General features: G+C 47.4%; 13 protein-coding genes. 5 read left to right on the top strand and 8 right to left on the bottom strand.

What is annotated here, in order from left to right; all coding sequences use genetic code 11:
• Nucleotides 1-36: 36 nt before the first annotated feature.
• The gene (locus QEH59_RS06455) at nt 37-1200 is read right to left on the bottom strand and encodes a sialidase family protein (RefSeq protein WP_308984543.1); all 1164 of its coding nucleotides are present in this window, start codon (nt 1198-1200) and stop codon (nt 37-39) included.
• Nucleotides 1201-1284: 84 nt separating this feature from the next.
• Between QEH59_RS06455 and QEH59_RS06450 the strand changes: the two genes are divergently transcribed.
• Together QEH59_RS06450 and QEH59_RS06445 are read left to right on the top strand one after the other, a co-directional pair.
• The gene (locus tag QEH59_RS06450) at nt 1285-2226 is read left to right on the top strand and encodes a helix-turn-helix domain-containing protein (RefSeq protein ID WP_308984542.1); all 942 of its coding nucleotides are present in this window, start codon (nt 1285-1287) and stop codon (nt 2224-2226) included.
• Nucleotides 2227-2354: 128 nt separating this feature from the next.
• Nucleotides 2355-3794 carry a sulfatase family protein gene (locus tag QEH59_RS06445; RefSeq protein ID WP_308984541.1) on the top strand — a complete coding sequence of 480 codons (1440 nt, stop codon included), beginning with the start codon at nt 2355-2357 and terminating at the stop codon, nt 3792-3794.
• 86 nt (nt 3795-3880) lie between these two features.
• On the opposite strand, the gene QEH59_RS06440 is transcribed toward QEH59_RS06445, so the two are convergent.
• Nucleotides 3881-7126 carry a WD40/YVTN/BNR-like repeat-containing protein gene (locus QEH59_RS06440; protein ID WP_308984540.1) on the bottom strand — a complete coding sequence of 1082 codons (3246 nt, stop codon included), beginning with the start codon at nt 7124-7126 and terminating at the stop codon, nt 3881-3883.
• A gap of 270 nt (nt 7127-7396) precedes the next feature.
• On the opposite strand from QEH59_RS06440, the gene QEH59_RS06435 reads away from it, so the two are divergent.
• A complete protein-coding gene (locus tag QEH59_RS06435; protein WP_308984539.1) occupies nt 7397-8929 on the top strand; it encodes a sialate O-acetylesterase in 1533 nt (510 codons plus the stop codon).
• 61 nt (nt 8930-8990) lie between these two features.
• Here QEH59_RS06435 and QEH59_RS06430 read toward each other — a convergent pair whose 3' ends face one another.
• Nucleotides 8991-9986: a LacI family DNA-binding transcriptional regulator gene (locus QEH59_RS06430; protein ID WP_308984538.1), complete on the bottom strand. Its 996-nt coding sequence runs from the start codon at nt 9984-9986 to the stop codon at nt 8991-8993.
• Between the two features lie 587 nt (nt 9987-10573).
• On the opposite strand from QEH59_RS06430, the gene QEH59_RS06425 reads away from it, so the two are divergent.
• Both QEH59_RS06425 and QEH59_RS06420 read left to right on the top strand, forming a co-directional pair.
• A complete protein-coding gene (locus tag QEH59_RS06425) occupies nt 10574-11119 on the top strand; it encodes a type II secretion system protein (RefSeq protein ID WP_308984537.1) in 546 nt (181 codons plus the stop codon).
• 109 nt (nt 11120-11228) lie between these two features.
• On the top strand, nt 11229-12827 hold the full coding sequence (locus QEH59_RS06420) for a sialate O-acetylesterase (RefSeq protein WP_308984536.1): 1599 nt from the start codon (nt 11229-11231) through the stop codon (nt 12825-12827).
• A gap of 79 nt (nt 12828-12906) precedes the next feature.
• Here QEH59_RS06420 and QEH59_RS06415 read toward each other — a convergent pair whose 3' ends face one another.
• The 5 genes from QEH59_RS06415 to QEH59_RS06395 all read right to left on the bottom strand — a co-directional run bounded on the left by QEH59_RS06415 (nt 12907) and on the right by QEH59_RS06395 (nt 22749).
• Nucleotides 12907-15042 carry a beta-galactosidase gene (locus tag QEH59_RS06415; protein WP_308984535.1) on the bottom strand — a complete coding sequence of 712 codons (2136 nt, stop codon included), beginning with the start codon at nt 15040-15042 and terminating at the stop codon, nt 12907-12909.
• A gap of 166 nt (nt 15043-15208) precedes the next feature.
• Nucleotides 15209-16018, bottom strand: coding sequence for a hypothetical protein (locus QEH59_RS06410; protein ID WP_308984534.1), 810 nt, complete (start codon nt 16016-16018; stop codon nt 15209-15211).
• 48 nt (nt 16019-16066) lie between these two features.
• A complete protein-coding gene (locus QEH59_RS06405) occupies nt 16067-19387 on the bottom strand; it encodes a hypothetical protein (RefSeq protein WP_308984533.1) in 3321 nt (1106 codons plus the stop codon).
• Nucleotides 19388-20003: 616 nt separating this feature from the next.
• A complete protein-coding gene (locus QEH59_RS06400) occupies nt 20004-20639 on the bottom strand; it encodes a PEP-CTERM sorting domain-containing protein (RefSeq protein ID WP_308984532.1) in 636 nt (211 codons plus the stop codon).
• Nucleotides 20640-20754: 115 nt separating this feature from the next.
• Entirely contained in the window at nt 20755-22749 is a 1995-nt protein-coding gene (locus QEH59_RS06395) for a sodium:solute symporter family protein (protein ID WP_308984531.1), read from the bottom strand.
• Nucleotides 22750-22767: the final 18 nt, after the last annotated feature.

Raw genomic sequence — 22767 nt, 5'->3', positions numbered from 1 at the left:
AATATATTGGGGGAGTTCACTGGGACAACAGGAAGTTTAGAATGGATTATTGGGTGAATCGTCGATGGTTAATTCGCGGAAATTCTGAATGCGGTGAAAAGTTAGATAGTTGGCGTCGTGTTGATTTTCAGCGCCCCCTTGATCATCATCCCAGGCTGTCCGACTGGCGACGATTATGTCATCCTCTTCAAATAACCAGTCAACATATTGGAATCCGTGATACGAAGGATCCGGATGGTAGAGTGCAACATAGCGTATTTCCCAATGTCTCGCATCCTTTGAAACCATCAAAGCGAGTGCATTGCGCTGAAAGGTCTGCTTATCGCAGACTTCATGAATGCTTGGGACGGCATTGCTTAGGGTCCAGTAAAGGCCGCTTTGGTCATCTTTACGGATGCTGAACTTTGTCGCTCCTCCGGCGAAATCAATGAAATCGTTGTTGGGATCAAACTCGAGTGCTTTTCCATCTTCGCTTAGCGTGACGATTGCTGCTGTGTTCGATATCTTACGGTCGACGCGAAGTATATTGCCTAAGCGCCCGTCCGGGAGGACGACTGCATTGCCTTCCAGCCATGCGCTGAAATGACCATCCAGCCACTCTTTACTATGACGGAGCACGGGGGTTAGGCTCCAGCTGTCACGTCTGAGTAGATCTGCATCGAGTGGTGCGGAAAGCATGATCGGATTATAGCGCTCTCCCCAAACCGTGCTCGCGGTTGCATCTTCCATCGCTCGCCAAATTCGACCATTGTGAATGGTCAGTGCAGTTGGGGCAGTGTGATACTGTCCGTATGGAGTGATGAGGCCGGAGTGCGCGTTTTCGGGCTGTGTCCAGGTATAACCTCCGTCATCGCTTCGTCGTATTGCGATTAATCCATGGTGATGCGTGGTTCCCATTAAGTAAAGGGCGCCTTTATGCACGAAGAGGCCTGACCAGAAGGCAGGATCAATTGTGGCAACTTGTGTCCAGGTCTTGCCGGCATTTTCACTCCGAAAAACCAGTGTGGTTGCATGCTCGTGTTCTTTTGTTTTTGGGCCAAATAAATCATGACTGGCGACGTAGACACCGTCTTTCAGTTTTGCGATACTTGGGGATCCGACATAGTGGCCATCTTTGACATACTTATGGTTGATCACGACTCCGGGTGGAGGCGTGATGAATGTGGTCGGTTTTTGTTGAAATTCTAAGTTTTGGCTCATGGAATAGGCGAATATAAGTTTTAATGCGAAGGAGGGGGCTACCTGTGGATTCTCTTCGATTTGTCTTAGTATTCTCTTTGAAACATGAATTCTCTTAAAGCGCACTGTCTTGAACATGGCGGTAAATTCACCAGACAATCCGGTATCCTCCTGGGGCGGACTCGTGATTATTGGTTAATTTTTGAAACCTTTCATCCCTTGCCTGTAGGCTATGTGAGCCGTTGTGCACAGATTGGGCGAAGTTGGGGAATGCATCGTCATGTCGATTGTCAGCAGATGCGTGAACTGCCTTACTATTCACTGGTTTTGATCACTGACGGTGAAGGTGTGTTTTATGATGGCTCTTTTGATCGTCTGATTCCAGTTCAGGCTGGCGATTTATTATGCCTATTCCCCGGTCGTCCGCACGCGTATGCGCCCGTTAAGGGCACAAGCTGGGACGAAATTAATTTTGAATTCTCTGGAGTAGTGTTTGATTCATGGGTTGGTGCCGGTTTGTTGGATCCATCAGAGCCTGTTCGAAAATTAGTTCCTGATGGCGAGCGTGCACTCATTGCTGAATGGTTGAAGAAGTTTCACGCAGTCGCTTTTACTCTGGCTGATCGTAAAATGGCCGAGCCCGCGTTAGCTGATGCTGGACGCTTAATCGCATTAATCTCGGAGTTGTGTGAGACGTGGCAGTCGGGAAATTGTGATGCGGATGTCGAATGGGCGAACACCGCGAAGCAGCAGCTGATGAAGTTATCAGCAGGGAAGAAAGCAGATTTCGCTGTCTTGGCGCGTGAGTTTGGGGTGGGAGAGCAAGCATACCGAAAAAAATTCAAGCGGCTTTGCGGGGTCAGTCCATCCGCGTTTCGATCCCGGCAGCAAATCGAGATGGCCTGCTATGAGCTGATTTCGACCCACAAGCCAATTAAAGAGATTGGCTATGATTTGGGCTTCGGCAGTGATTATTATTTTTCAAAGCGATTTAAGCAAGTAACCGGAGTGAGTCCTGGAGAATACAGAAGGCAAGCACACAGTTGATTCGGGGGTTTGTGGTTGTTTTAAAGATGGTTCGATGATCTCGATATACCAGATTCGACAGGTGGTTTAGTCTTTTGTCTGGTGGTTCTTATTTGTTGTGTCGAAGTGTTCGTTAGTATCCTATTTCAATGAAGCAGTCATCCCCTTATAAACGCCCTAATGTTTGTTTTATCTATGTCGATGATCAGGCCGCCTGGACCATCGGAGCTTATGGCAACGAAGAGGCGCATACTCCGAATTTAGATCAACTAGCTGCCGAGGGAGCACTGATGGAGAATGCTTTTTGCTCCACGCCTGTCTGTAGTCCAGCGCGGGCGGCGATGCTCACTGGGCGATATAGCACGGAAACCGGAATTCCCGACTTCATTCCGCACCCGAATCACATCGCGCATACTGAAGCATGGCATGGTGTGGGAGTAGGGCTCGATATGAAAACCTTCCCTTCAGTATTAGCAGACAATGGCTACGAAACGGCCTTATTTGGTAAATGGCATGTTGGCGATTGGACCTTGGACCCGGATCAGCGTTTTCATCCAACTAAGAATGGGTATAATTATTTCTTTGGAATGACTGGGGGTGGAGTGAGCCCGGAGAATCCTGAATTTGAGGAAGATGGTGTGCTCAAAACCTTTGAAGGCTATTGCGACGAGATATTAACCGAACGGGCGGTGCAGTATTTGCAGACCAAAGCGGAGGATGGAGATACCAAACCTTTTATGCTTTCACTCAATTTGCGGCAGCCTCATCACCCTTGGAATCCAGTGCCTGAATGTGATATGGCGCACTACAGAGATAAGGAACTCAAGCTTCCTGATCCGGATTATCCGGATCTCGATATAGAGCACTTGCAGGAACGTATGCGTGGCTATATGGCAGGCGTGAGTGGCGTCGATCGCATGGTTGGTCAAATCATGGATGCCTTGGAACAAAACGGTTTATCTGAGAATACGATACTCATTTTTAGTGCGGATCATGGTTTTATGATGGGGCACAACGGGCTTCATCACAAGGGCAACGGATTACAGGCGACACGGACAAAGGATAAAAATCCCTACGTCCCGAATGTGAGCGAAAGTTCATTGAATGTGCCATGTCTGGTGCGTTGGCCCTCGCACATTCAAGCAGGGCAGCGTCATGATGCGATGCTATCAGATGTGGACTGGTTTCCAACAGTGCTTGAATTGGCAGGATGTGAGCTTCCGGAGGATGTGACGGTTCGTGGTTCTAGTTGGGCTCCCATGCTACTTGGAGGTTCCGTAGACGGTTGGCGCGATGCGGTGTATTCTGAATATGACATGTGTGTTTACGCGCATTCGCATCTTCGAGCGCTACGTAGTGAGCGCTGGAAGTTGGTTTTGGACTTTCATAATCCATGGAGGTCCGCTTTTTACGACATGCAAACGGATGATCCGGAAGCGGTTAATTTGATCGCTGCCAATTCCGGACCGTTAGAGTATCAGCTGGAGGTTAAAGCTGCTATTCGCGAAATGAGTGAAAAGCTGATTGAAATTATGTCAGAGAAGCAGGATTCATTTGCGGAATATTGGAATCAATGGGAGTCGAGGTAGCTTAATTCTGATCGTGTGTTAATGCAGTTGAGATGAAAAAGCCCGACTCGTATTGAGTCGGGCTTTCTTTGTTGGCTTTGAATGTTTTATTCGATACTGCTGAGTCGTGTTTGGAAGACACCACCTCCGAAGTTAGTGACGAAAATAAGATCGTCATCATTCGGGTGAAAAACTATCTTCAATGGCCGCCAGTGAGGATATGAATCGATGGATTCCCAAGTGTTTCCGGTGTCTGTGCTCATGTAGAGACCATCGCCTAGGTCTTCCCAAGAGCTGATAATTAGTTTGCTGGAATTATTGGGGGTAACGGTCAGGCTGTAGGTTGGTTCATCATGTATTTGGATCCAGGTGCTGCCACCATCGTCGCTTCTCCATATGCCGCCGCCGGGAGAGGTCGTGCTTGCCTGAGTTTGGACTCCGCAAACATAGAGAACGCTGCTGTTATTTGGATCGATGATGAATTCCGTTAGGAATGGATCCCCCGGCTCATAGAATATCTCAGTCCAAGTGCTGCCGCTGTCTGTGCTTTTGTAAAGTGCGCCGGAAATGCGTCCACCGCCGGATGGGTATTTAACGGTGGTCATCGCATAGAGTGTGCTGCCCACACCTTTTATGCGAATCACATTCAGGTTGTTCGTATTGATACCCGAATTGCGTGTGCTCCAGCTTTGTCCGCCGTTGTTGCTGAAGTAAATACCATGTCCTGGGATCGCAGCCCACAAGTGTTCCTCTTCGTAATTCACGTGGGCCGGGTCAATCCAGATGTCGGTCACTGCTCTGGTTGGTAGCCCTGTGTTGACTCCTGTTGTCGTCCAGGTTTCTCCGCCATCTTCCGATAGCGCGATACCACCCACGTAAGTGCCGATGCCGTCCTGATATTTCCAGGTCGGGATGTCGTGTGTATTCGAGCATGCGGTCCAGATTCGATCTGGCGTTGAGGGGGACATGGCAATCGCATAGATGTTATGAAACCATGTGTTTCCTTCATAATTATAGCGCCATGTGGCACCGGCATCGATACTGGACCAGCCGCCAAAATCTGTAGTTGCCAGATAGCGTTTACGGCTATCTTCAGGTGAAAAATAATAGTTCCAGACGCTGAGCATCGGCATGCCGCCAGCAGGTTGAGCGCTTACGGTTCCATTTGCTGCATGTCTTTGTTGCCATTCTGTCCCTCCATCTGAAGTCGTATAAACGCTGGTAATTGTGCTGACTGCCATGACGTTTGGATTTGCCGGTGAAATATCGATGGAAAAGGATGGATTATTCCAACCCCACTCGTCGGATAACCACGATGTATTTTCGATATTATAGTCAGCCATTTCCGAATGTTGAAAAAGAATTGTTCTCCAGTTTGTGCCAGCATCTGTGCTCAGAAAGATGTTCGATTCGCCGCCTTCAGTTGGCGAAATGTTGCTTGTTCCCGAATAGCTAACAATGACTGTATCATTATCGGCATCACAAACAGCTAGACGTTTATATTGGTTATCGGTCGTTGCCGCTGTGTAGAGACCATTTCCCGTGACTCGGCTCCATGATGTTCCACCATCCGTAGTTGTGAAGATACCAATATTGGCAGTGCTCTCTTCGCAGGTGAGATAGGCACGGTCACCGGAGCATACCATGTCGTAGATATTCAGACCAGAGCTTGGTAGTCCATTCTCTGCGGTTGTCCAAGACCAGATTCCTCCTGATTGTGTGCCCTTATAGATATTACTTGAGGTGGCCATCAGTATGACGGTTGAACTGCCTACAGGTTGAGTAAATCCTACATTCACAATATCCTCGTCTGATCCTGTGACAGTGTAGAGGTCATCCCAGTCACTGCCATTACTTGTTAAGATTAGTGTGTTATATGTAAACGCTTCTCCGTCGTTGTATGCCGAGACTCCGATATCCGAATCGTTGGGATCGAATGCGACGACCCTCGGACCTCTTGTCTGGCCTGAAATGCCATCCAGATTTACATTTGAAAAGCTTTCTCCAGCATCTTCTGAATAGTAAAAACCAGTATTTGTGCTGACATGGATGAGCTTAGGATCATCTGGATGAAAGGCCCAGACGTGCTGTGGATAGCTGCCTGTTGAGTAAGTTGAATGGAGCATTTTATGAGGAATCATTGTCCAACTGACTCCGCCATCCCGACTACGAAAAGCGCTGCCCATATCATTTGAGCAAAACATCAAGTTGCTATCGTGAGGCGAAATAGAAGGACTCCGAAAGGCGCCTCCTCCTCCGGGGGACGCGACGTTCCAATTCGATTTGGATAGCTCGAATTGATCGATACTGTATCCATTGTTATTTAGGTTCGATAGAAAGATGAATCCGATAGGATAGCCGATGACTGGGATGTTATCCGCATTGACCGTATTTTCGGTGATGTTGTATTCATATTTCCATTGCACCCATTCTCCTTCGTTAGGCTCCGGTTCTGATACAACTACTCGGTCATTAATAATACGTTCATTCCATTGGTAGAGGCCATCACGGTTTGTATCCGCCATTAATAAAAAAGATGTATTATTAATGAATTCGATACCATTCATTCGACCTACATCGAATTGTATCGAGTAGTTCCCCTGAGCATAGATCAGATCAGCATCGAAGTATTTCCATACGCCGCGATTCCCACTCCCTGATGTGAGTGCATAGAAGAATGAACTTCCTTCTGTTGGAGATAGTCCGTAAGTGGAGGAACTAAAACTTCCGCCAGTGATGGCTGTCCAACCATCATTACTTTCAACAGGATCATTGATTCCCGAGAGTAGTGGCTCGAAATCAACGGATAAGTCATCAAAACAATATCCAGAGTTATTCAAGTAGGCGAGCGTATAGCAACCAATCGGCTTACCCAACACGGGGTCCCCATTTGCAGTTGTGGTATTCTCATCAATTATATATCTGATTTGCCAAGTCGACCATGTGTTGGTTGTGGGAGTGTCCTCGGTGAGAATGAGTCTTCCTGATATAATGCGCTCGGAGTAACTATATAAGCCATCATTGTTTGTATCTGCCATCAGCATTATACCGACATCATTATCGAAGCTGATACCATCCTGATTGCCTATTTTGAATTCGAGAAGATATCGGCCAGTTGCAAAAGTATTTGTGAAATACTTGGCTGCACCTCTATTGCCGGATCCAGAGGTTTGAGCTCTGAAAAAATGGATGCCGCATTCAGGATTTAGGAGGCCGTAGTTGCTGCTGAAACTTCCGCCTGTAATGATTTGCCAGCCATCACTGTTATCAACGTCATCCTGAATTATGTTCACGCCGTAGATGCTGTTCAGCACCAACAGTAAACAGATTAGAGTCGGGGGTATTAATCTCATATTTATCTTTGATTTCGGGGTTAAAAGACAAATCACGCGACGATAGCAGATCGATTGCTTTAAGCCGGAGGGTCGGCTAACTCCTGTAAAAGTAGATGAGGATTTCTATATCATTAACTTGACGAGTGTAAAGAAAAGAAATTAAGTATATGTAAAACAGTTTAATATAAAAATACCCCAAAGGTTACTATGGTGCCTCAAACATTAAAGATTCTATTCCTATACACGACGATATCCTGTGTACTGCTAGCGGAGATTAAACTCCCTCCAATGATAAGTGACCACATGGTCTTGCCGTCTGGGGCGGACATTCCACTTTGGGGAGATGCGATCGATGAAAAGACGGTGCAGGTCGCCTTCATGTCGGATGATGGGAAGGTTTATCTCTCGGATGAGGCGTCAGTAAGTGCGAGTGGGGAGTGGCTTTGCCGATTCCCGAAAGTTGAGCCCGGTTTGACGGGGAAACTCATATTTAAAGGTTCATCGGATGAAAGACTGGAGGTCTTGGATGTGGTAACGGGGGAGGTTTGGTTAGCTGCCGGTCAGTCGAATATGCTGTATACGATTGGCCGTAAGGAAGCTCCGGAGATTAATAAAACTGCCGCCGCAGAGCAGGCAGAGCAGCTCAAGCCTCAAATACGTTTCTTTAAAGTCGCTTCTAGCAAACCATCGTCCCCGCTGAAGCAAGTGCGTGGTTCATGGAAGGTAATGGATGCAGAAATCGTGCAGACAATGTCTGCCGTCGGCTGGCATTTTGCAGCTACTTTAAATGAGCATCTGAAAACTCCGGTTGGGGTTATTGTTGCTGCTTGGGGAGGCACTCCGATTGAGGCCTGGGCGCCTCGCTCTAAATTAGAATCAGATCCTGTTGGTTTGAATGTGCTTTCACGTCAAAGCCGACTGGATGCGAGTTATCCGGATCGAATTGCGAAGTATGAAAAAGAACTCGCTGAATGGGAGTCTGCCAATCCTACACCCGCCTTACAGCATGAAAATCGCCGTTCAAAACCGAAGAAGCCATATGTGATGGCAGATTCTCATGTTCCCTGCCGGTTATATAACGGTATGATACATCCAATTGCACCTTTTGCGATCAAAGGGGCGATCTGGTATCAAGGGGAAAATAACGCCTATCGCCCCAGTGAATATGACGAGCTGATTCATCATCTGGTCAATGGATGGAGAGAACGTTGGGGATACACCTTTCCGTTCTACTATGTCGAACTGGCAAATTTATATCCGAAGCAAGTTGAGCCAGTCGAAATTGAGCGACAACCAGGGGATGGAGTTCCAAGCTGGGCTTACATACGTGAAACGCAAGCGGCGATTCTGGACTTACCTAATACCGGAGTTGCAACTGCTGTCGATGTGGGAGAGGCGGGTGATATACATCCGGCTGATAAGAAATCTGTGGGAGTGAGGCTTGGTAATCTGGCCTTGGTTGAAGTGTATCAAAAGAACTTACCAAGCCCGTATAGCCCCAGCTTTAGTCACTTCGATATCGAAGGGGCGACCCTGCGCCTTCATATCGATCATGCGGATGGCTTGAGACTGCGCGGAGACAATCTTGATGGTTTTGCGATCAAAGGTGCTGAAGGTGATTGGGCATGGGCGGAAGGAAGCATTTCTGGCGACGAAATTCTACTGCGCAATGATTCAATCGGTGAGCCCGTAGCCGTGCGTTATGGCTGGGCGACCAATCCAATACTGTCTGTTGAGAATTCGACCGGACTGCCACTGCGGCCATTCCGTTCTGATCGGGATAGCGGCGAGTGGGAGGGCTTTGTGAAGATTGAGCAATGACGTAAATCGTCATATGGCAGGGGGGCTGAGGTTAGCAGTCCATCGCCAGTCGCGCTCTGCTTTACGTTGACTCCCGCCGGACTAAGCGAACTGGAAGTGTGCGTTGATCACATTTTTTCTGCTTCTTATCTAAGAGGTCGGAGAGTAGTGAAACGGCTTCTTCCGCGAGTGGTTGTAGTGGTTCCTCAATTGTAGTCATCGGAGGGGTTAAAAACTCTGAGACACCTTGAACTTCTCCACCGATTATAGCGATGTCTTTGGGGACGGATAATTGCAGGACGTTATTGATCACACTGAGCGCTTCAAGCACCTCGTAACTCGACCCCGGAACATAGAGACTGTCGGCCCCCAAGCGTATGACGCGATTAATCGCAGCATAAAAAGATAACTGGTGGACGCCCAATACCACCAAGTCCTGATCTATCTTATGTCCTGCAGCTTCAATTGCTTCTCGGAAACCTTTTAATCGAGTCAGAGTTGATTTGGAATCAGATCCAACGAAAGCTATCCTTTTGCGTCCGCTTTTAAGAAAGCATTCGGCACTGAGTCGACCGCTCATTTCGCAGTCTGATCGAACCGTGTTGCGACCGGCTTTGTCTGAAAAATCGTCAATGTAAACGACAGGAGTGTGAGCGCTCAGTCCATCTGCGATTGGCTCAAATGCGGGGTATTCCCCCAATACGATAACACCATCCAAAAATGTGTTTTCGAAGCCCTTCAATGGATTTTGAGGGGTGACCATCGCCATACCACGTTGGGACAGCGCCAAGGAAATGCGGAAGGCCAGAGCTTGGCTGTAGGTTCCGTTGTGCAGGGAGTGCCATTGCTCGTCGGCCACGACTGCGATTTGGTGTGTGCGAATTTGTGCCTGAGGCTTAAAACCAATACTTCGTGCAACCTCGAGCACTCTGGCTCTGGTTTTTTCATGGACGCGTCCGCGGTTGTTTAACACCCGGCTGACTGTTCCAGGGGAAACACCCGCAAGATCTGCTACGCGATAGACGCTGGGTTTCGTTTCCTTGTTGGGGGGCTTCGAGCTGGAACTATTTTTTGGCATGAAAGGTAATTGGGTTAACCGTTGATTGATTTTTACCGGATAGATCCTGGAAATCTAGAAATTGAACTTTTTATTAATATTGGTTAAACAGTCTACTATAAGAAGAACAATTTATATTTTTGTGCAACATGAATATCCCTGATGTTGTTTGACTGCATTGCTGTAATTGAGAGGCAGTCATTAGTATTGTCTTTGATTCTTGGCAAGCCACTCATATAGCAGTGATATTTACTTTGATATAGGTGTGCTAGAACCTATAGTTCTGTGTCTTTTTATTTGCGCAGAGTATTTGCTGACATCTTAATTCAATTCAGATAGAAGTTGTCATTTAGATTTGAAGTTTAAAATAAGCTTGAAAAAGTAAAACAGTTTAACAATTTATCGGAATATATAAATTGGGTGTTCTTCTTTGAATCAATGCCGACAGATCTATCTACAATAGCTTTCTTTCCCCCCCCATCCATTGATATCATCTGGCTTAAAGCTGAATCTCCGGGTGATTTCGTAGTTTAAACAAAATGTATACCCCCTTAACTACTAAGAATGTAAATGGTTCGAGCCTTTTGACATGTGGCTCAACTCGAAGAATGGCATTCTCTCTGATTGAGCTCTTGTCCGTTATCGGAATTGTCGCCATCCTTGCCGCTATTCTAATGCCCGTGGTTGGGCGAGTGCGTGAGCAAGCAAGTCGGACCGCAAATGCCAGTCAAATCCGTCAGGTCGGTTCGGCTTTTCTCATGCATACTTCTTTGCTTGATGGACGAGGTCCCAGCGACTATCGAAGTAAGGATGCGAATGGAAACTCAAGTTCATCGATTTCAGAATGGGCTCGGCGTGGGAAGTATATACTGTTCGGAGAGCTGTTGCCTCACCTTGATGTAGACATGGATCATTTTGGTTATGAGACGCCAGATGTGTTTATCAGCCCAGTTGCGTCTGATCATACATTAGATCTCGTTCGGAGATCTCAGGAAACCAATTTCTGGATGAATCCGCAGCTGACGAGCATAGCAGGTAAACTGGTATCCGATTTACCAATCGACCGTGTTGCGATTATGGATGTTTGTAAATGGTGGAGTCCCAGTATCGAGGTGAATTCGAATCGCAGCGAGGGGTTTTACGCCTTCGGCTAAGTGGGACGTTGACTTGGACTGACATTGATCAACCGATTGGTCTGAGTGGATGGGACTGGAATACGTTGGATGAGTTGTAATTGTATTTAAACTACAGAAGTGAATTAGAATGAGAAACATGTGTTATCGAATTATAATTGGATTGTTATGTGCCGCATCCGTAGCATCGGCGGATGTGAGCGTGAACCCGCTCTTTAGCAATGGGATGGTTCTTCAGCGTGAAATGAAGGCCCCGATGTGGGGTAAGGCTGATCCCGGTGAGGTGATCAAAATCCGTTCCAGCTGGGGGCTAGCGGCAGAAACGGTTACATCCGAAGATGGACGATGGTCGACGACACTGAGAACGCCTGAAGCTGGTGGGCCGCATTCGATCGTAATCGAGGGAAAGAACCAAATTTTGATTGATGATGTGCTGTCGGGCGAAGTTTGGTTCTGCGGTGGGCAATCCAACATGGATTACTCAATGGATCAAATTGCAAGAAAAGCAAAAGATCCGAAGTATCAGCCCGCTGCAACCTATGCTCGCCGTGAAATTAATACAGCAAATGATCCTTATTTGAGACATATCGGGGTGCCTCATATGGCCTCTCCATATGAGGAGCAGGATAATTTCGAGGGGCAATGGCTCAGTGTCCAGCCCGAGAATACATCCAAGATGACAGCAACCGGCTACTATTTTGCCCGTGAATTAAGGGAAAAGTTGAATGTGCCGGTTGGGTTGGTCGAATGCGCCTGGGGTGGTTCAAGGATTGAGGGATGGTTATCCGAGGAAGCTTATCGATTGAACCCTAACTTTACTTCTTACTATGAGAGGTATCTGATTAGTTTGAAACAGAAGCAGGAACGATGGGACCTGGAAGCGGAGAAAGAGCGTTTTAGGCAGGCGATGCGGAACTGGGTGGATCGTGGTAGACAAGGGCGTCAGCCGCGCATGGCCATCGAACCCGTTCGCGATCGCCACGTTCCAGCAACCTTGCACAAAGGGATGTTGTCCGCAGTAATCCCATATGCGATACGTGGTGTGATCTGGTATCAGGGAGAGGCGAACACCGGTTATAGGAATAAATCCTACGAGAGTTATTTCAGAGCGTTGATTCAGTCTTGGCGTCAAGAGTGGGGACAGGGTGATTTCCCGTTTTATTGGGTTCAGCTCGCAGCATTTCGGGATGCAAACGAATTGCCCCTGGAAGAAGATGTATGGGCCAGTATCTGTGATCAGCAGCGACGCTGTCTCGAAATCGAGAATACCGGGATGGCTGTGGCGAACGATATCGGTGAGGCGAATGATATTCACCCGAGGAATAAGGTGGATGTGGGGAAGCGCTTGTCGCTGCTCGCCTTGTCGAAGGATTACGGTTTTGATCTGTCTGCTTCCAGCGGTCCGCTCTACCGTGATCATGAAATTGTGGGTAGCAGTGTTCACATCTATTTTGATGAAGTTGGGTCCGGGCTGATGGCTGGAGAGAAGTATGTATTAGATCCAGTGGTGCCAGTGGATGGCCCACTTGAGAGATTTCAGATCCGTGGGAAAGATGGCGGTTGGCTATGGGCTGATGCAGTCATCTCCGGTTCTGATTGTGTGGTTGTTTCAAACCAAAGCATCCAAGAGCCCGTGGCTGTTCGTTATGCATGGTCATCGAATCCTGAAGGTGCAAACCTCTATAGCAAAGAGGGCTTACCCGCATCGATTTTCACGACCGAGAAATAGAAGATTATCGAATCGTGAGGACTGCTTCATCGCAGTCCTCACGGATGTATGCACAGACTTTCGGGCTGTAACGTGGTATTTAACCGACAGCCGTCTCGAATTGTAGCTCAGTCTTTTCCGTGGATGCTGGACGACTGGATGTTTTTACTGTGACAACCCCGAGGGCTGGAATAATTATGGGGCCATCAACCGCTTTGTCATCTTCCATCGAGAGGGTGTCTGCGGGGACCGTCTCCACGCATTGCTCATCATGTGTGAAATTCATGAGGAAGGTAATGCTGAAATTTTTATTTTGTCGATGGCGTGTATGCACACCGTATGGAAGTGGGGTGGGCCAGGACGCGCTCAAGTTGAATTGAGTCATCCAGTTGCCCACTAAATCATTGATAAGCTGTTCTTCTCCGCGGCATGCCAGATACATGGCATACCCATCGCCGAACTTATTTCGAGAGAGGCATGGTGTCCCTGAGATCGGGCCGCTCGTATAATGTCCTAGTGCCTCCGCTTCATGGCATTCGATGAGTTCGCTCAGTTCAATTGAGGAGTAAGTCTGTGCAGGTTGCGAGGAGTTTGTGGCGCTCGTGTTGAGTGTCACTTCTATGACTTCGCGCTCTCGATGGACAAAGGTTTCCAATGCACGGATCCCCAGCAATTTATGGAGTGGGGCCAGTTGGCCTCCTTCGAAGATTAGATCGGTATGATTGACCCACGCAGAGCCATAGGTGATAACGAGTTGGCCGCCGTTTTTGACGAAGTTTTCGAGCCTCTCCGGGAATCCGTCCTTGAGAAGATAAATGAGCGGTGCGACGACTAATTTGTATGCATCCAACGGATGCTCTTCACTGATGATATCGGTCGGGATGGATTTTAGCCAAAAGGCACGGTGCCATTTTTCGATTTCTTCCAGATATCCTTTATGATCATTACGCAGGCTTTGATTGTCTTCATAGGCCCAGCGGTTTTCCCAGTCATACACTATGGCGACTTCTGTGGGGGTGGTTGTGCCGGTGATACCCTTCAGCTTTGCAAGGCAATCGCCAAGTTCGCAGACTTCTCGGTAGACTCTGTCATGTTCGTTATGACCATGACCGATGACGGCACCATGAAACTTCTCCGGTCCACCTCGACTGGCTCGCCATTGAAAATACTGCACAGAATCGGCTCCATGCGCGACTGCTTGCAGGGAGGCTAGCTTATGCATGCCCGGCTGTTTCGCATAGTTAACCGTCTGCCAATTGACGAAGCTTGGGGTCGATTCCATCAGAAGAAAAGGACGGCCTCCTCCCAGCGATCGGTTCAAATCATGCCAGAGGCTGGCGCGGCTACCTTCTGTGATCTCGTCCTTAGGATCATTGTGCCAATTCGGGTAGGCATCCCAGGATACAATGTCTAGGGGGGAGCAGAGTTTGTGGCAGTCAATACCCTCAAAGATTCCCATCGTGTTTGTTGTGGCAGGAGTCGTTTGGTCATACTGTCGTATCGCTGCAATTTCCGCCTCCATGAAGTCAACTGTTTGCGTTGTGGTGAAACGCTTCCAGTCCAGATTCAGGCCGTGAAGCTGAAATTCCCCGTGAGGGCAGGGCGCTTCGATTTGTGACCAATCTGTATAACGATGACTCCAGAAAGTTGTCCACCAAGCGTCATTTAGTGTGTCGAGAGTCAGGTAGCGTTTTTGTAGCCAGCTTCTAAATGCATCCTGGCAGAGTTCGCAGTAGCAGGCACCTGAATACTCATTTGAGATGTGCCAAAGCATTACATGCGATCGGTGGCCGTAACGTTGGGCTAATTGTCTGTTGATTGCAGCCACCTTCTTTCGATAAACAGGAGAGCTCAGGCAGTGGTTATGTCGAAAGCCGAATCGGTTGCGTTGACCATTATTCGCGACGCGAAGCACTTCGGGATATTTCTGCGCGAGCCAAGGTGGTCGAGTGCCACTTGGAGTCGCTAGGAACACGTTGATCTGGGCCTCTTCGAGTAAATCAAGGACTTCATCGAGCCAGTGGAAGTCATAGACACCTTCAGCAGTCTCCAACCTGGACCATGCAAACATTCCGATCGAGACTACATTCACCCCAGCTATTTGCATCAACTGGATGTCCTCACGCCAAGTTTTACTTGGCCACTGTTCCGGGCAATAGTCTGCGCCATGCAGTAGATAGTCTGGAGTTTTCCAAAGGCTTTGCTTGGTAGAATGATTAATCTCTCTGTCGATCATTTTATTTCTGATTAAAATACATTTAATATATGTAAAACTTTTTTACCGTTTGGTAGTGATAGTTTCACGGCTCGGTTTAGCGTCTTAGGCAGTCGAGTAATTGATGTCATCAGCATTTAGATCATCGGTTAAGATCTGTTCGACTGCTGACTTTGTCTGAGCTTAGTTAGTTGCTTGGTGGGCTCTCTGTTCTTCTTAACTCGACACGTCCGCCATCTCTAACAAACACAATGGTTGGCTTTCGCATCTGTGTGTTGAAGTAGGCAATCGCGGTGTAGCGGATGCTCGGCAAATAACGGATTTTGGATTGTTTGAGAATGTTCCATTGGTCCTTAGCTTGGTAAAAGAAGCTGATGTCCGCCATATTATATGAATCGAGTTGGCTTATTTCTTCAATCATGACGATTTCCCCATTCGGTACTGCTCGTTTCTCTTCTCCGATTTTGAGTATGATTTGAGTTGGAAGTAGATTGAGGACCATTGTTTGAGCTAGCGGAAATACTTGTCTGCTGGCATCAAGTATACGGAATTTATAGTGATCATCATGATCTGAGCCACCTGTTAAAGTGCTTCCAGGTATGAGGAATATAGCCGCCTGCGTAATGTTTTCGGGGACGCTAATGGTGGCCACAGTTTTAAACTTTTTTTGCCCCTTCTCGTCGACTCCGTCTTCAATTCCGAATCGAGTGACTCCGTCGTATACATTGCAAGCAAAGGGACGGCCATAAGCCAGTTTTTTGACTTTGATGTTGTTGATGGGTTGTTCTAATGGATCCAGAAGGAAGAGTTCCGGATATCCTTGTATCAAGTCTACTGCGATCAGGCTGACCGCAATCTCTCTTTCTACCCATGGGATTTCTTTTGTTGATGGCTGTATCGGTGTCTGTGCTTCCAGGGAAGTGCCCAATAGGGCACTGAAGCCTAGTGTGAGCATCAGATGTATGAGATGTCGGGGTAATTGGTAAATGGATTTCATTCGCTTATGAGAGGCTCAATTTGGGAGGGTAATTGATGTAGGATAGAATCAAATGTCATCTTCATTTAGCCAACGAAGACTCTGAATCGTAAAACGCCGGCCGAGGTCGTTTGGGCTTGGAGGATCCCAAGGTTCCAGGTTCGGATCCACGTAATCAGGAGTGCGTTGAACGATGGCCTCGCAATAAGCTCGATAGGTCTCTCCGGTGAGAGGATTAACTGTATCACCGTAAACGCGGATGCGAAATGTGTCAGAGCGAGCAGATATTTTTTGGCCAATCTGTTGAAGTATATCCGCTTGTGACAGAAAGCCTGGAATCCCTGTTGCAGTATTTTCAGTCGTGTAGGACAGGTTTGGGAGGCTAAGTGAACTGATATCAATATCGACACCCATATCTGCTTTCAAGGTATCATTTATATCTGTTTGTGTAATCGCACTCTCGATCGCGCCCATTTTATTTCGCATATCGGAGGCATCCGATCCGAGTTTGCGGTTTATGAATTCCGAAAGAGAAAGGAACGGACCTCGTGCTTTGACTTCATTGACAATATTCTGTGCCAATGCATCGACTTGAGCTTCAGTCAGATCTCGGTAGCCTTGCCAAGCGGCATGAGCTGCTGGGGAAGAGCGAGTAGTTGACGGTGCTGTATTTGTGGCATCAGCGTCGAAAGAGTTATTATGATTGGTGACTCTGTATCTTGAGTAAGTGTAGCGATTCGCGGTGGTATATGAAATATCATAATCTGCGTCGTTGATTTCCTGAACCAGAGGCGGGGAGTCGATGCTTTGTGAGCTGACTGATGTCAGTAAAGCCTTCCACGCGCTGACCGAAGTGGAGTTAACATTAAATCCTCCATCCACATATTGATAGGTCGATAGCTTCTGGTAGGCGTCTGGTCTTAACGAATCGCTCTCGTCCATTAGCTCGCTTCGAATCGTCGAGTTATCATACGTTTGTGTGTTTAAGCGAATGTTTGGATTTATCAGGGGGGATCCGCTTAGAAAGTTGTCGAGATTGGAGGCTAGTGTTGGTCCGGAGGGGGCGATCACACTGCGATAAGTTGCAAGGGTCGAAAGGTAGTAGGAATCCCAGAGGGTGTAGTTGGACAAATAACTGTGATCGACTAAGTCGTAGTTTAAATCAGTATTGAATGTGACGGTACTTTCTGTCGAGATCAGAGGATTTGTTCGTGAGTTCCCTACGACATAATCGACTTTGGGTAAGTAGCCGCTGGAAGCGAGGTTGGCATGTTGCAGTGATGCTAATGACTGTAACGGTTGCAGGGGCTGCTCAAAATGCGTTCCAAATTTAGTCCCTTCGAGACTAGAGATTCCGGTGAAGGAGAATCCATGGTTCTCTGAATCAATTTCCACTGAAGGGATGGTTGGGGCTCTGAGGGTGATCTGGTAGGACTGATTGAATGTCGAAAGGTTATCGAATTTATTGATACCTGCTAAAGTCGTAGGATTGCTAAACGCCCACGGTAGTGCTGGGGTATTGTTGGACAATGTAGTCTGTGCGAAAATATCAAGCACCGCGATCGGCGTGGTGACTAATTGGCTTACGGTGTAGTTGCCTAGATTGCCGCTTCTTGGGAAAATATCACTTCCCCAGACTAGGTTTTGGTTGATGGGAAAGGTATCTGTTGTGAATTTTTCTGCGGCAGTACGAAGAATGTTGATGTCGTCTCCGTAATCGAATGTGTAACTGCCTAGTCGATTTACTGTGACACTATCGGCAAATGGATGTGCATCATATAGCTCAATTTTGAATGGTATATTGTCTGCGCTTTCCGGAAAGTGAGGCTGTGCGAAATCCACATCAACCTGCATTTCATCGTGCGGAAGTATGGCAATGAGGTCGGTGCCACCATTTCCAATGTTGGGCTGTGCATTACTTAGAGACAGGGTGCCATCTTCAGTTGTTAGAGTGATCGTATCAGTTTGATTTTCATAGTCATAATTTGCATGTGGATTGTTGTTTGAGGGGACCAGATAGTCGTAGATCAGGCCTGCGCCCTCGATGTATCCGGGCTGACCTCGCATTAAATTATAATCTGATTGCTTATCTGATTTCCAATTGGAGAGATTGCCTGCACTCGTATTACTGTCGTCGGCAAAGGGGGAAATAACTATGGTTTCGCCGGGTGCTAGGGTGAAATCGTCGTCCGAATCATCCGAGGCTGAAATGGAAAATACGAATTCAACTCCTTCGGATTGTATACGTGGGGAATTATTTGGATTGAGAGTAAATGCATCAAAAGGAACCGGTCGATTTGATAGTGGAACAACATTTGCATAGTTGCTGTGGTCGGCACGTTTAAATGTGAAGCCGATCGGGATGCCGCTCATCGAAAGATATAGGTTTTTTGTATCTAGAGGCACATTGTATGGATTGTATAAAGTAACGACAGGCGATGCAATCAGGAACAGCACTCGGAACTTTCCTTTCTCATAAGTATCGCCTGATAGATTTTGTATCGCACTCTCTCTGTTGTTATTCCCTGTTCGCATCGCTATGAGGGAAAAGACCATCTGTATGCGTGTAATGGCGGGTGTCGGGGCATAGGATTGGCGAGGCGAAAGCATCTGGTTTGTGTCCAAAGTCCAATCGCTGACGGCGCTGTTAATTCTTGGGACATCGTCTCCATTCAGAGAGAGAATTGGACTACGATAGCTGGACATGTAATCTAATAAATATGACCAGCTCGGCTCGGAGGCGTAGCTCTGACTGTTACCTTGGCTATACAAAAAACGAGGAGTGAAGCTGGAGGCTGAAAGGTTCGTATACTCGGAAAGAAGAGAGAGATCTTTTTTTAATCCGCCGTTCACCACATCGCTCAGTACCGATTGGGAATGAGTGGTCAATTCATGAAACAATCCCTTATAGACATCGAGGTCGCCACCAGCTTCGTTGAAAGCGAGGGAGCCACTGGCATGACTTGTGATGCGTGTCAGGGAATTGTTCTCCTCGCTGGGGCCGAATGCGCTTAATGCCGAGATATTTGAGATGCCACTCGATGAAGGAGAACCGTATTTAGAGATGGATTGTATAGGTTCCGATCCCCAACCGGATGTATCGACCAGGGCTGGTAAACTGATGTTCGCTTTCACACCTTCGTCCATCACCACCCATGCATAGCGTTCTGCGGCGGATGTATCTATCTCGACGAGAGGCGCACGAATGATGTTTTGCGGATTGTTTGCCGATGATGTTCCTAGTGTGCCGGAGTTTACGAGCGTAACTTGGTCCTCTGAGAAATCACTGGATGGTAAGTCGAGTTGTTCTAAATCAGAAGAGGAGCTTTGGGGGTATGAGATCAGCCAGCGCAGGAAGTTGTTTTGCTTTTGTCCAACGTAATTAATCACAGAGCCATGTTCCCAGGTGTCGGTGCTCCAAACGCCTACCAGATGAGGATGGGGTATATTGTTGCCTAAGCTTAAGTCATTTTCGGGTCCTTGTAATATATCTGCTGTTGCCGAGATTCTTTGGTCGGGCCCCAAATTTCTTTGTAGCTCTCCGGTTGCAATGTTTAATGCCAGAAGTGCATTCTGGCGGGCAGATAAGATCAGCCGATTCGTTCTACTAACGCTTGTCTCTACATGTATGAATGTGGATAAGCTAATCAGAAGTAATAGAATAAATGCCATCAGGGAAAGGGAAATCACTAAGGCAAATCCTTTGGTGTGTGATGGTCTGTGCGGTGTGATGGGGCGGGCGCTCATGTCGCAATGGTTGTGTTTTGGTTATCAACTAAACTGTAGCTTTAGTGTATATTTTATCATCAACATAGATCAAGAAAATATATTAACTAATGATTAAACTGTTTAATTTTTAGCATTTGAACATTTAATAATAGTGAATCTAAAAAGTTCTTAGGGCTCGATACGCTCATCTTAACGGCTATGCTTAGTGCGCAAAAAAAAAACTCAGCCTTGGCAAAAGGCTGAGTTTAAAACAGGCGATGAATGGATCGCTACGCTGTTAACGTCGACGGCGCATGCCACATGCTCCGATCAATGCTGTGACACCTAAAAGTGCCGCTGTGGTGGATGGCTCTGGGATGACAGAAATGTTCAAATTGTCGAAAGCATATCCATCACTATCCAGCAAGTCCAATACGTAAAAGCCAATTTCATGCCCTAAGACCAAATCGCCATTTGCTGTCTGAGTGGACGAATTAATGGTGTAGGAGATGGTCCATGTTTCCCACGATCCTTCGACGGGAGTTGGATTCGATATGGCAGTTCTACCGTCTAAGATTCGTTCGCTGTATTGGTACAGACCATCATTGTTGGTGTCCGCCATTAATAACAAGCCTGGTTCGGAGAAAGTCCATGCCTCTTGGTGGCCGATGTCTGCACTGATTGTATATTCGCCTTCAATAAAAGTTTCGCTGAAGTATTTAGCTGCACCACGATTCCCACTTCCGCCTGTCCGCGCGTAAAAGAAGGTGCTTCCATCAGTGGGTGCTAGGCCGCTAACTCCAGTCGAGAATCCACCACCGGTTAATATTTCCCAGCCATCATTGTTTTCGACGCTGTCGGTAATGGTAAACTGAGCTTGAAGCATTGAGGCGGCGCAAATGCTGCCAAGGGACAATAGGAGTAATTTTTTCATGGGATATATTTATTTTGGGTTATAGTTGCAGTTAATAAATTTTCCGCAAAAATGTAAAACAATTTAATTTAGAGCAAGGCTATTTTAAAATCTATTATACTAATTTATCTTAGAATTAACTCTTTGGGCTGATGTCGGTTTGGGATATGGCTTCGTCCAGGTTTTGGTGTCCGACAACCGTGCCGTTATCCAAATCATTTACATTCTCAACTTTGAGCCTACGGAAAAGGGCAATGATGTCGCGTGTCCCTCCCCATGTAAACCAGATGGCTGTGACGAATGACATGAAGACCGGGATGCCGATGCCGGTAATGTGCCAGAATGTTTTCCATACTTCATTGGGCCATGGCGCGATCAAGTTCCAGAGCGACCCGATAATGAAAATCGTGAACCACATCATACTCCAGGCGAATAAGCCGGTAGTAATCCACTTATCCCCTTTGGTGAAGTGCTCATTGAAGTTCAGGATGCGTGCGAGGATCCCTTTCTTAGCAAATTCCTGATGTTGTAGGGTTGTGTCGCCAGTGGCTTCCAAAATCTTTTCGTATTTACCGCGATGCAACATGCGCTCCATGTTGAAGTCTTCTTTGCAAGTCAGTAGCGAGACAATGATGTAGAGCGCAACAGCGATCAGGCTTGAAAAGAATGAGACTTGCATCCCATTCAGAGGGAAAGCATCCTTTAAGAACAGGCGCGCGATGATACCGCCAACAGCCAGACCGGATCCTGTTAAGAGTGCGGCCCACGCACCCTCGGTAGTTCCTTTCTTCCAGTATAGGCCTCCGATGATGACCGCGCCGGCACCTCCGACGTAGATGGCCATTGTGATTGCCCACCACATCGCGATGAACTCTGTCTGAGGGAAGCATGCGCCGAAAATGAAGACGAATACAGCAACGCCCAAAATCGAACGGCGCAGGGTTTTGATGTGATCTTTGGGGCTAAATGGCTTCTTGCGTAGAGGCACCAGCACATCCTGCACAAATAAGCTGCCCCACGAGTGTAAGTGAGTCGAATCGCCCCCGAATATGCCCATGATCAGCACCGCGCAGAATGCCCCTTTAATGCCAATTGGTAGCATATGTGAAACTGCCATAGGAATACGCATCTGATCCTGTGCTTTTTCACCGGGAATCATTGACAATTCATTCTGAACTTGGAGGGCCTCGCTCGCAAAATCTGGGTGCATGAGGAAGGTTAGCGCGCACATCGTAAGCAGGAATACTAGGGCCTGCTTGCCAAATTCACGCCAGCGTCCGAGGATGTTACCCATTCTGTTTTCGTGAGGAGTTAGGCCGGATGAGTTGTAAGCACTTTGGTTTTGCCACGCCATCGTGCCGTAGACGCTGACAAAGGCGGCCATCAGAACATACCACAGGTTGAAGTCCTGCACTTTAAGGGAATCAAATGGGTTGATCATGGATTCGCCTGGAGGTCGGTCGCCGATCGCTTCCATAATTTGTGACCAGTCAAACATCCAAAGCAGAGCAAAGATGATGATGAGGTAGAGCATTTGCGATAGTATGCCTTCGATGCAATCGGTCACCATCACAGTAATTTGTCCTCCGACCAAAGTTAGGAATAGGGTGGTCGAAAGAAGCACGGCCATGACTAATAAATGAGTGCCGATTTCCAAGCCAAAGAGCTCAACGACCGGAGGCAGGCCCACGAAAGAAGTGATGAAACGAGCGCCAATAACCGGGATGATCCCAAAATTTACGATGCCTGCGCAGAACCCAAGGATGCCGGTAAAGACGCGGAATTTTTTACTGTAGCGGATCTCGAAAAACTGAGCCAGCGTCATCGCACGTGTTTCGCGGTAGCGATAGATGACAAATCCTGTCACAGCGACAAACAAAGAGACGGGAATGTTGATCCAGCTCCACCATGTCCAAGTGAAACCCGCTCTGGCTACGATTTCAAATAGTGCGGCAAAGACGACTGCGCCAGCCATCATCTCACCTTTGGATACCGCGAGTAGGTAGCGGCCAGCGACGCGTCCACCGGACATGAAGTCAGCGACGCTTCGCATATAACGTTGAGTGAGTGCTCCGATACTAAAGACGAGTATTAGGACTGCAGCGACTAGGATCCAATCGATGAGGTGCATACTTTGTTGAAGAGGAGA

The sequence above is a fragment of the Thalassobacterium sedimentorum genome (genome assembly GCF_031127905.1).
Taxonomy (GTDB): Bacteria; Verrucomicrobiota; Verrucomicrobiia; order Opitutales; family Coraliomargaritaceae; genus Thalassobacterium; species Thalassobacterium sedimentorum.
This window is presented reverse-complemented; position numbering and strand designations above follow the sequence as displayed.

Coding starts and splice junctions, on each gene's coding strand:
- QEH59_RS06455 (WP_308984543.1), bottom strand. CDS start 1,200: ATGAGCCAAAACTTAGAATTTCAACAAAAACCGACCACATTCATCACG.
- QEH59_RS06450 (WP_308984542.1), top strand. CDS start 1,285: ATGAATTCTCTTAAAGCGCACTGTCTTGAACATGGCGGTAAATTCACC.
- QEH59_RS06445 (WP_308984541.1), top strand. CDS start 2,355: ATGAAGCAGTCATCCCCTTATAAACGCCCTAATGTTTGTTTTATCTAT.
- QEH59_RS06440 (WP_308984540.1), bottom strand. CDS start 7,126: ATGAGATTAATACCCCCGACTCTAATCTGTTTACTGTTGGTGCTGAAC.
- QEH59_RS06435 (WP_308984539.1), top strand. CDS start 7,397: ATGATAAGTGACCACATGGTCTTGCCGTCTGGGGCGGACATTCCACTT.
- QEH59_RS06430 (WP_308984538.1), bottom strand. CDS start 9,986: ATGCCAAAAAATAGTTCCAGCTCGAAGCCCCCCAACAAGGAAACGAAA.
- QEH59_RS06425 (WP_308984537.1), top strand. CDS start 10,574: ATGGCATTCTCTCTGATTGAGCTCTTGTCCGTTATCGGAATTGTCGCC.
- QEH59_RS06420 (WP_308984536.1), top strand. CDS start 11,229: ATGAGAAACATGTGTTATCGAATTATAATTGGATTGTTATGTGCCGCA.
- QEH59_RS06415 (WP_308984535.1), bottom strand. CDS start 15,042: ATGATCGACAGAGAGATTAATCATTCTACCAAGCAAAGCCTTTGGAAA.
- QEH59_RS06410 (WP_308984534.1), bottom strand. CDS start 16,018: ATGAAATCCATTTACCAATTACCCCGACATCTCATACATCTGATGCTC.
- QEH59_RS06400 (WP_308984532.1), bottom strand. CDS start 20,639: ATGAAAAAATTACTCCTATTGTCCCTTGGCAGCATTTGCGCCGCCTCA.
- QEH59_RS06395 (WP_308984531.1), bottom strand. CDS start 22,749: ATGCACCTCATCGATTGGATCCTAGTCGCTGCAGTCCTAATACTCGTC.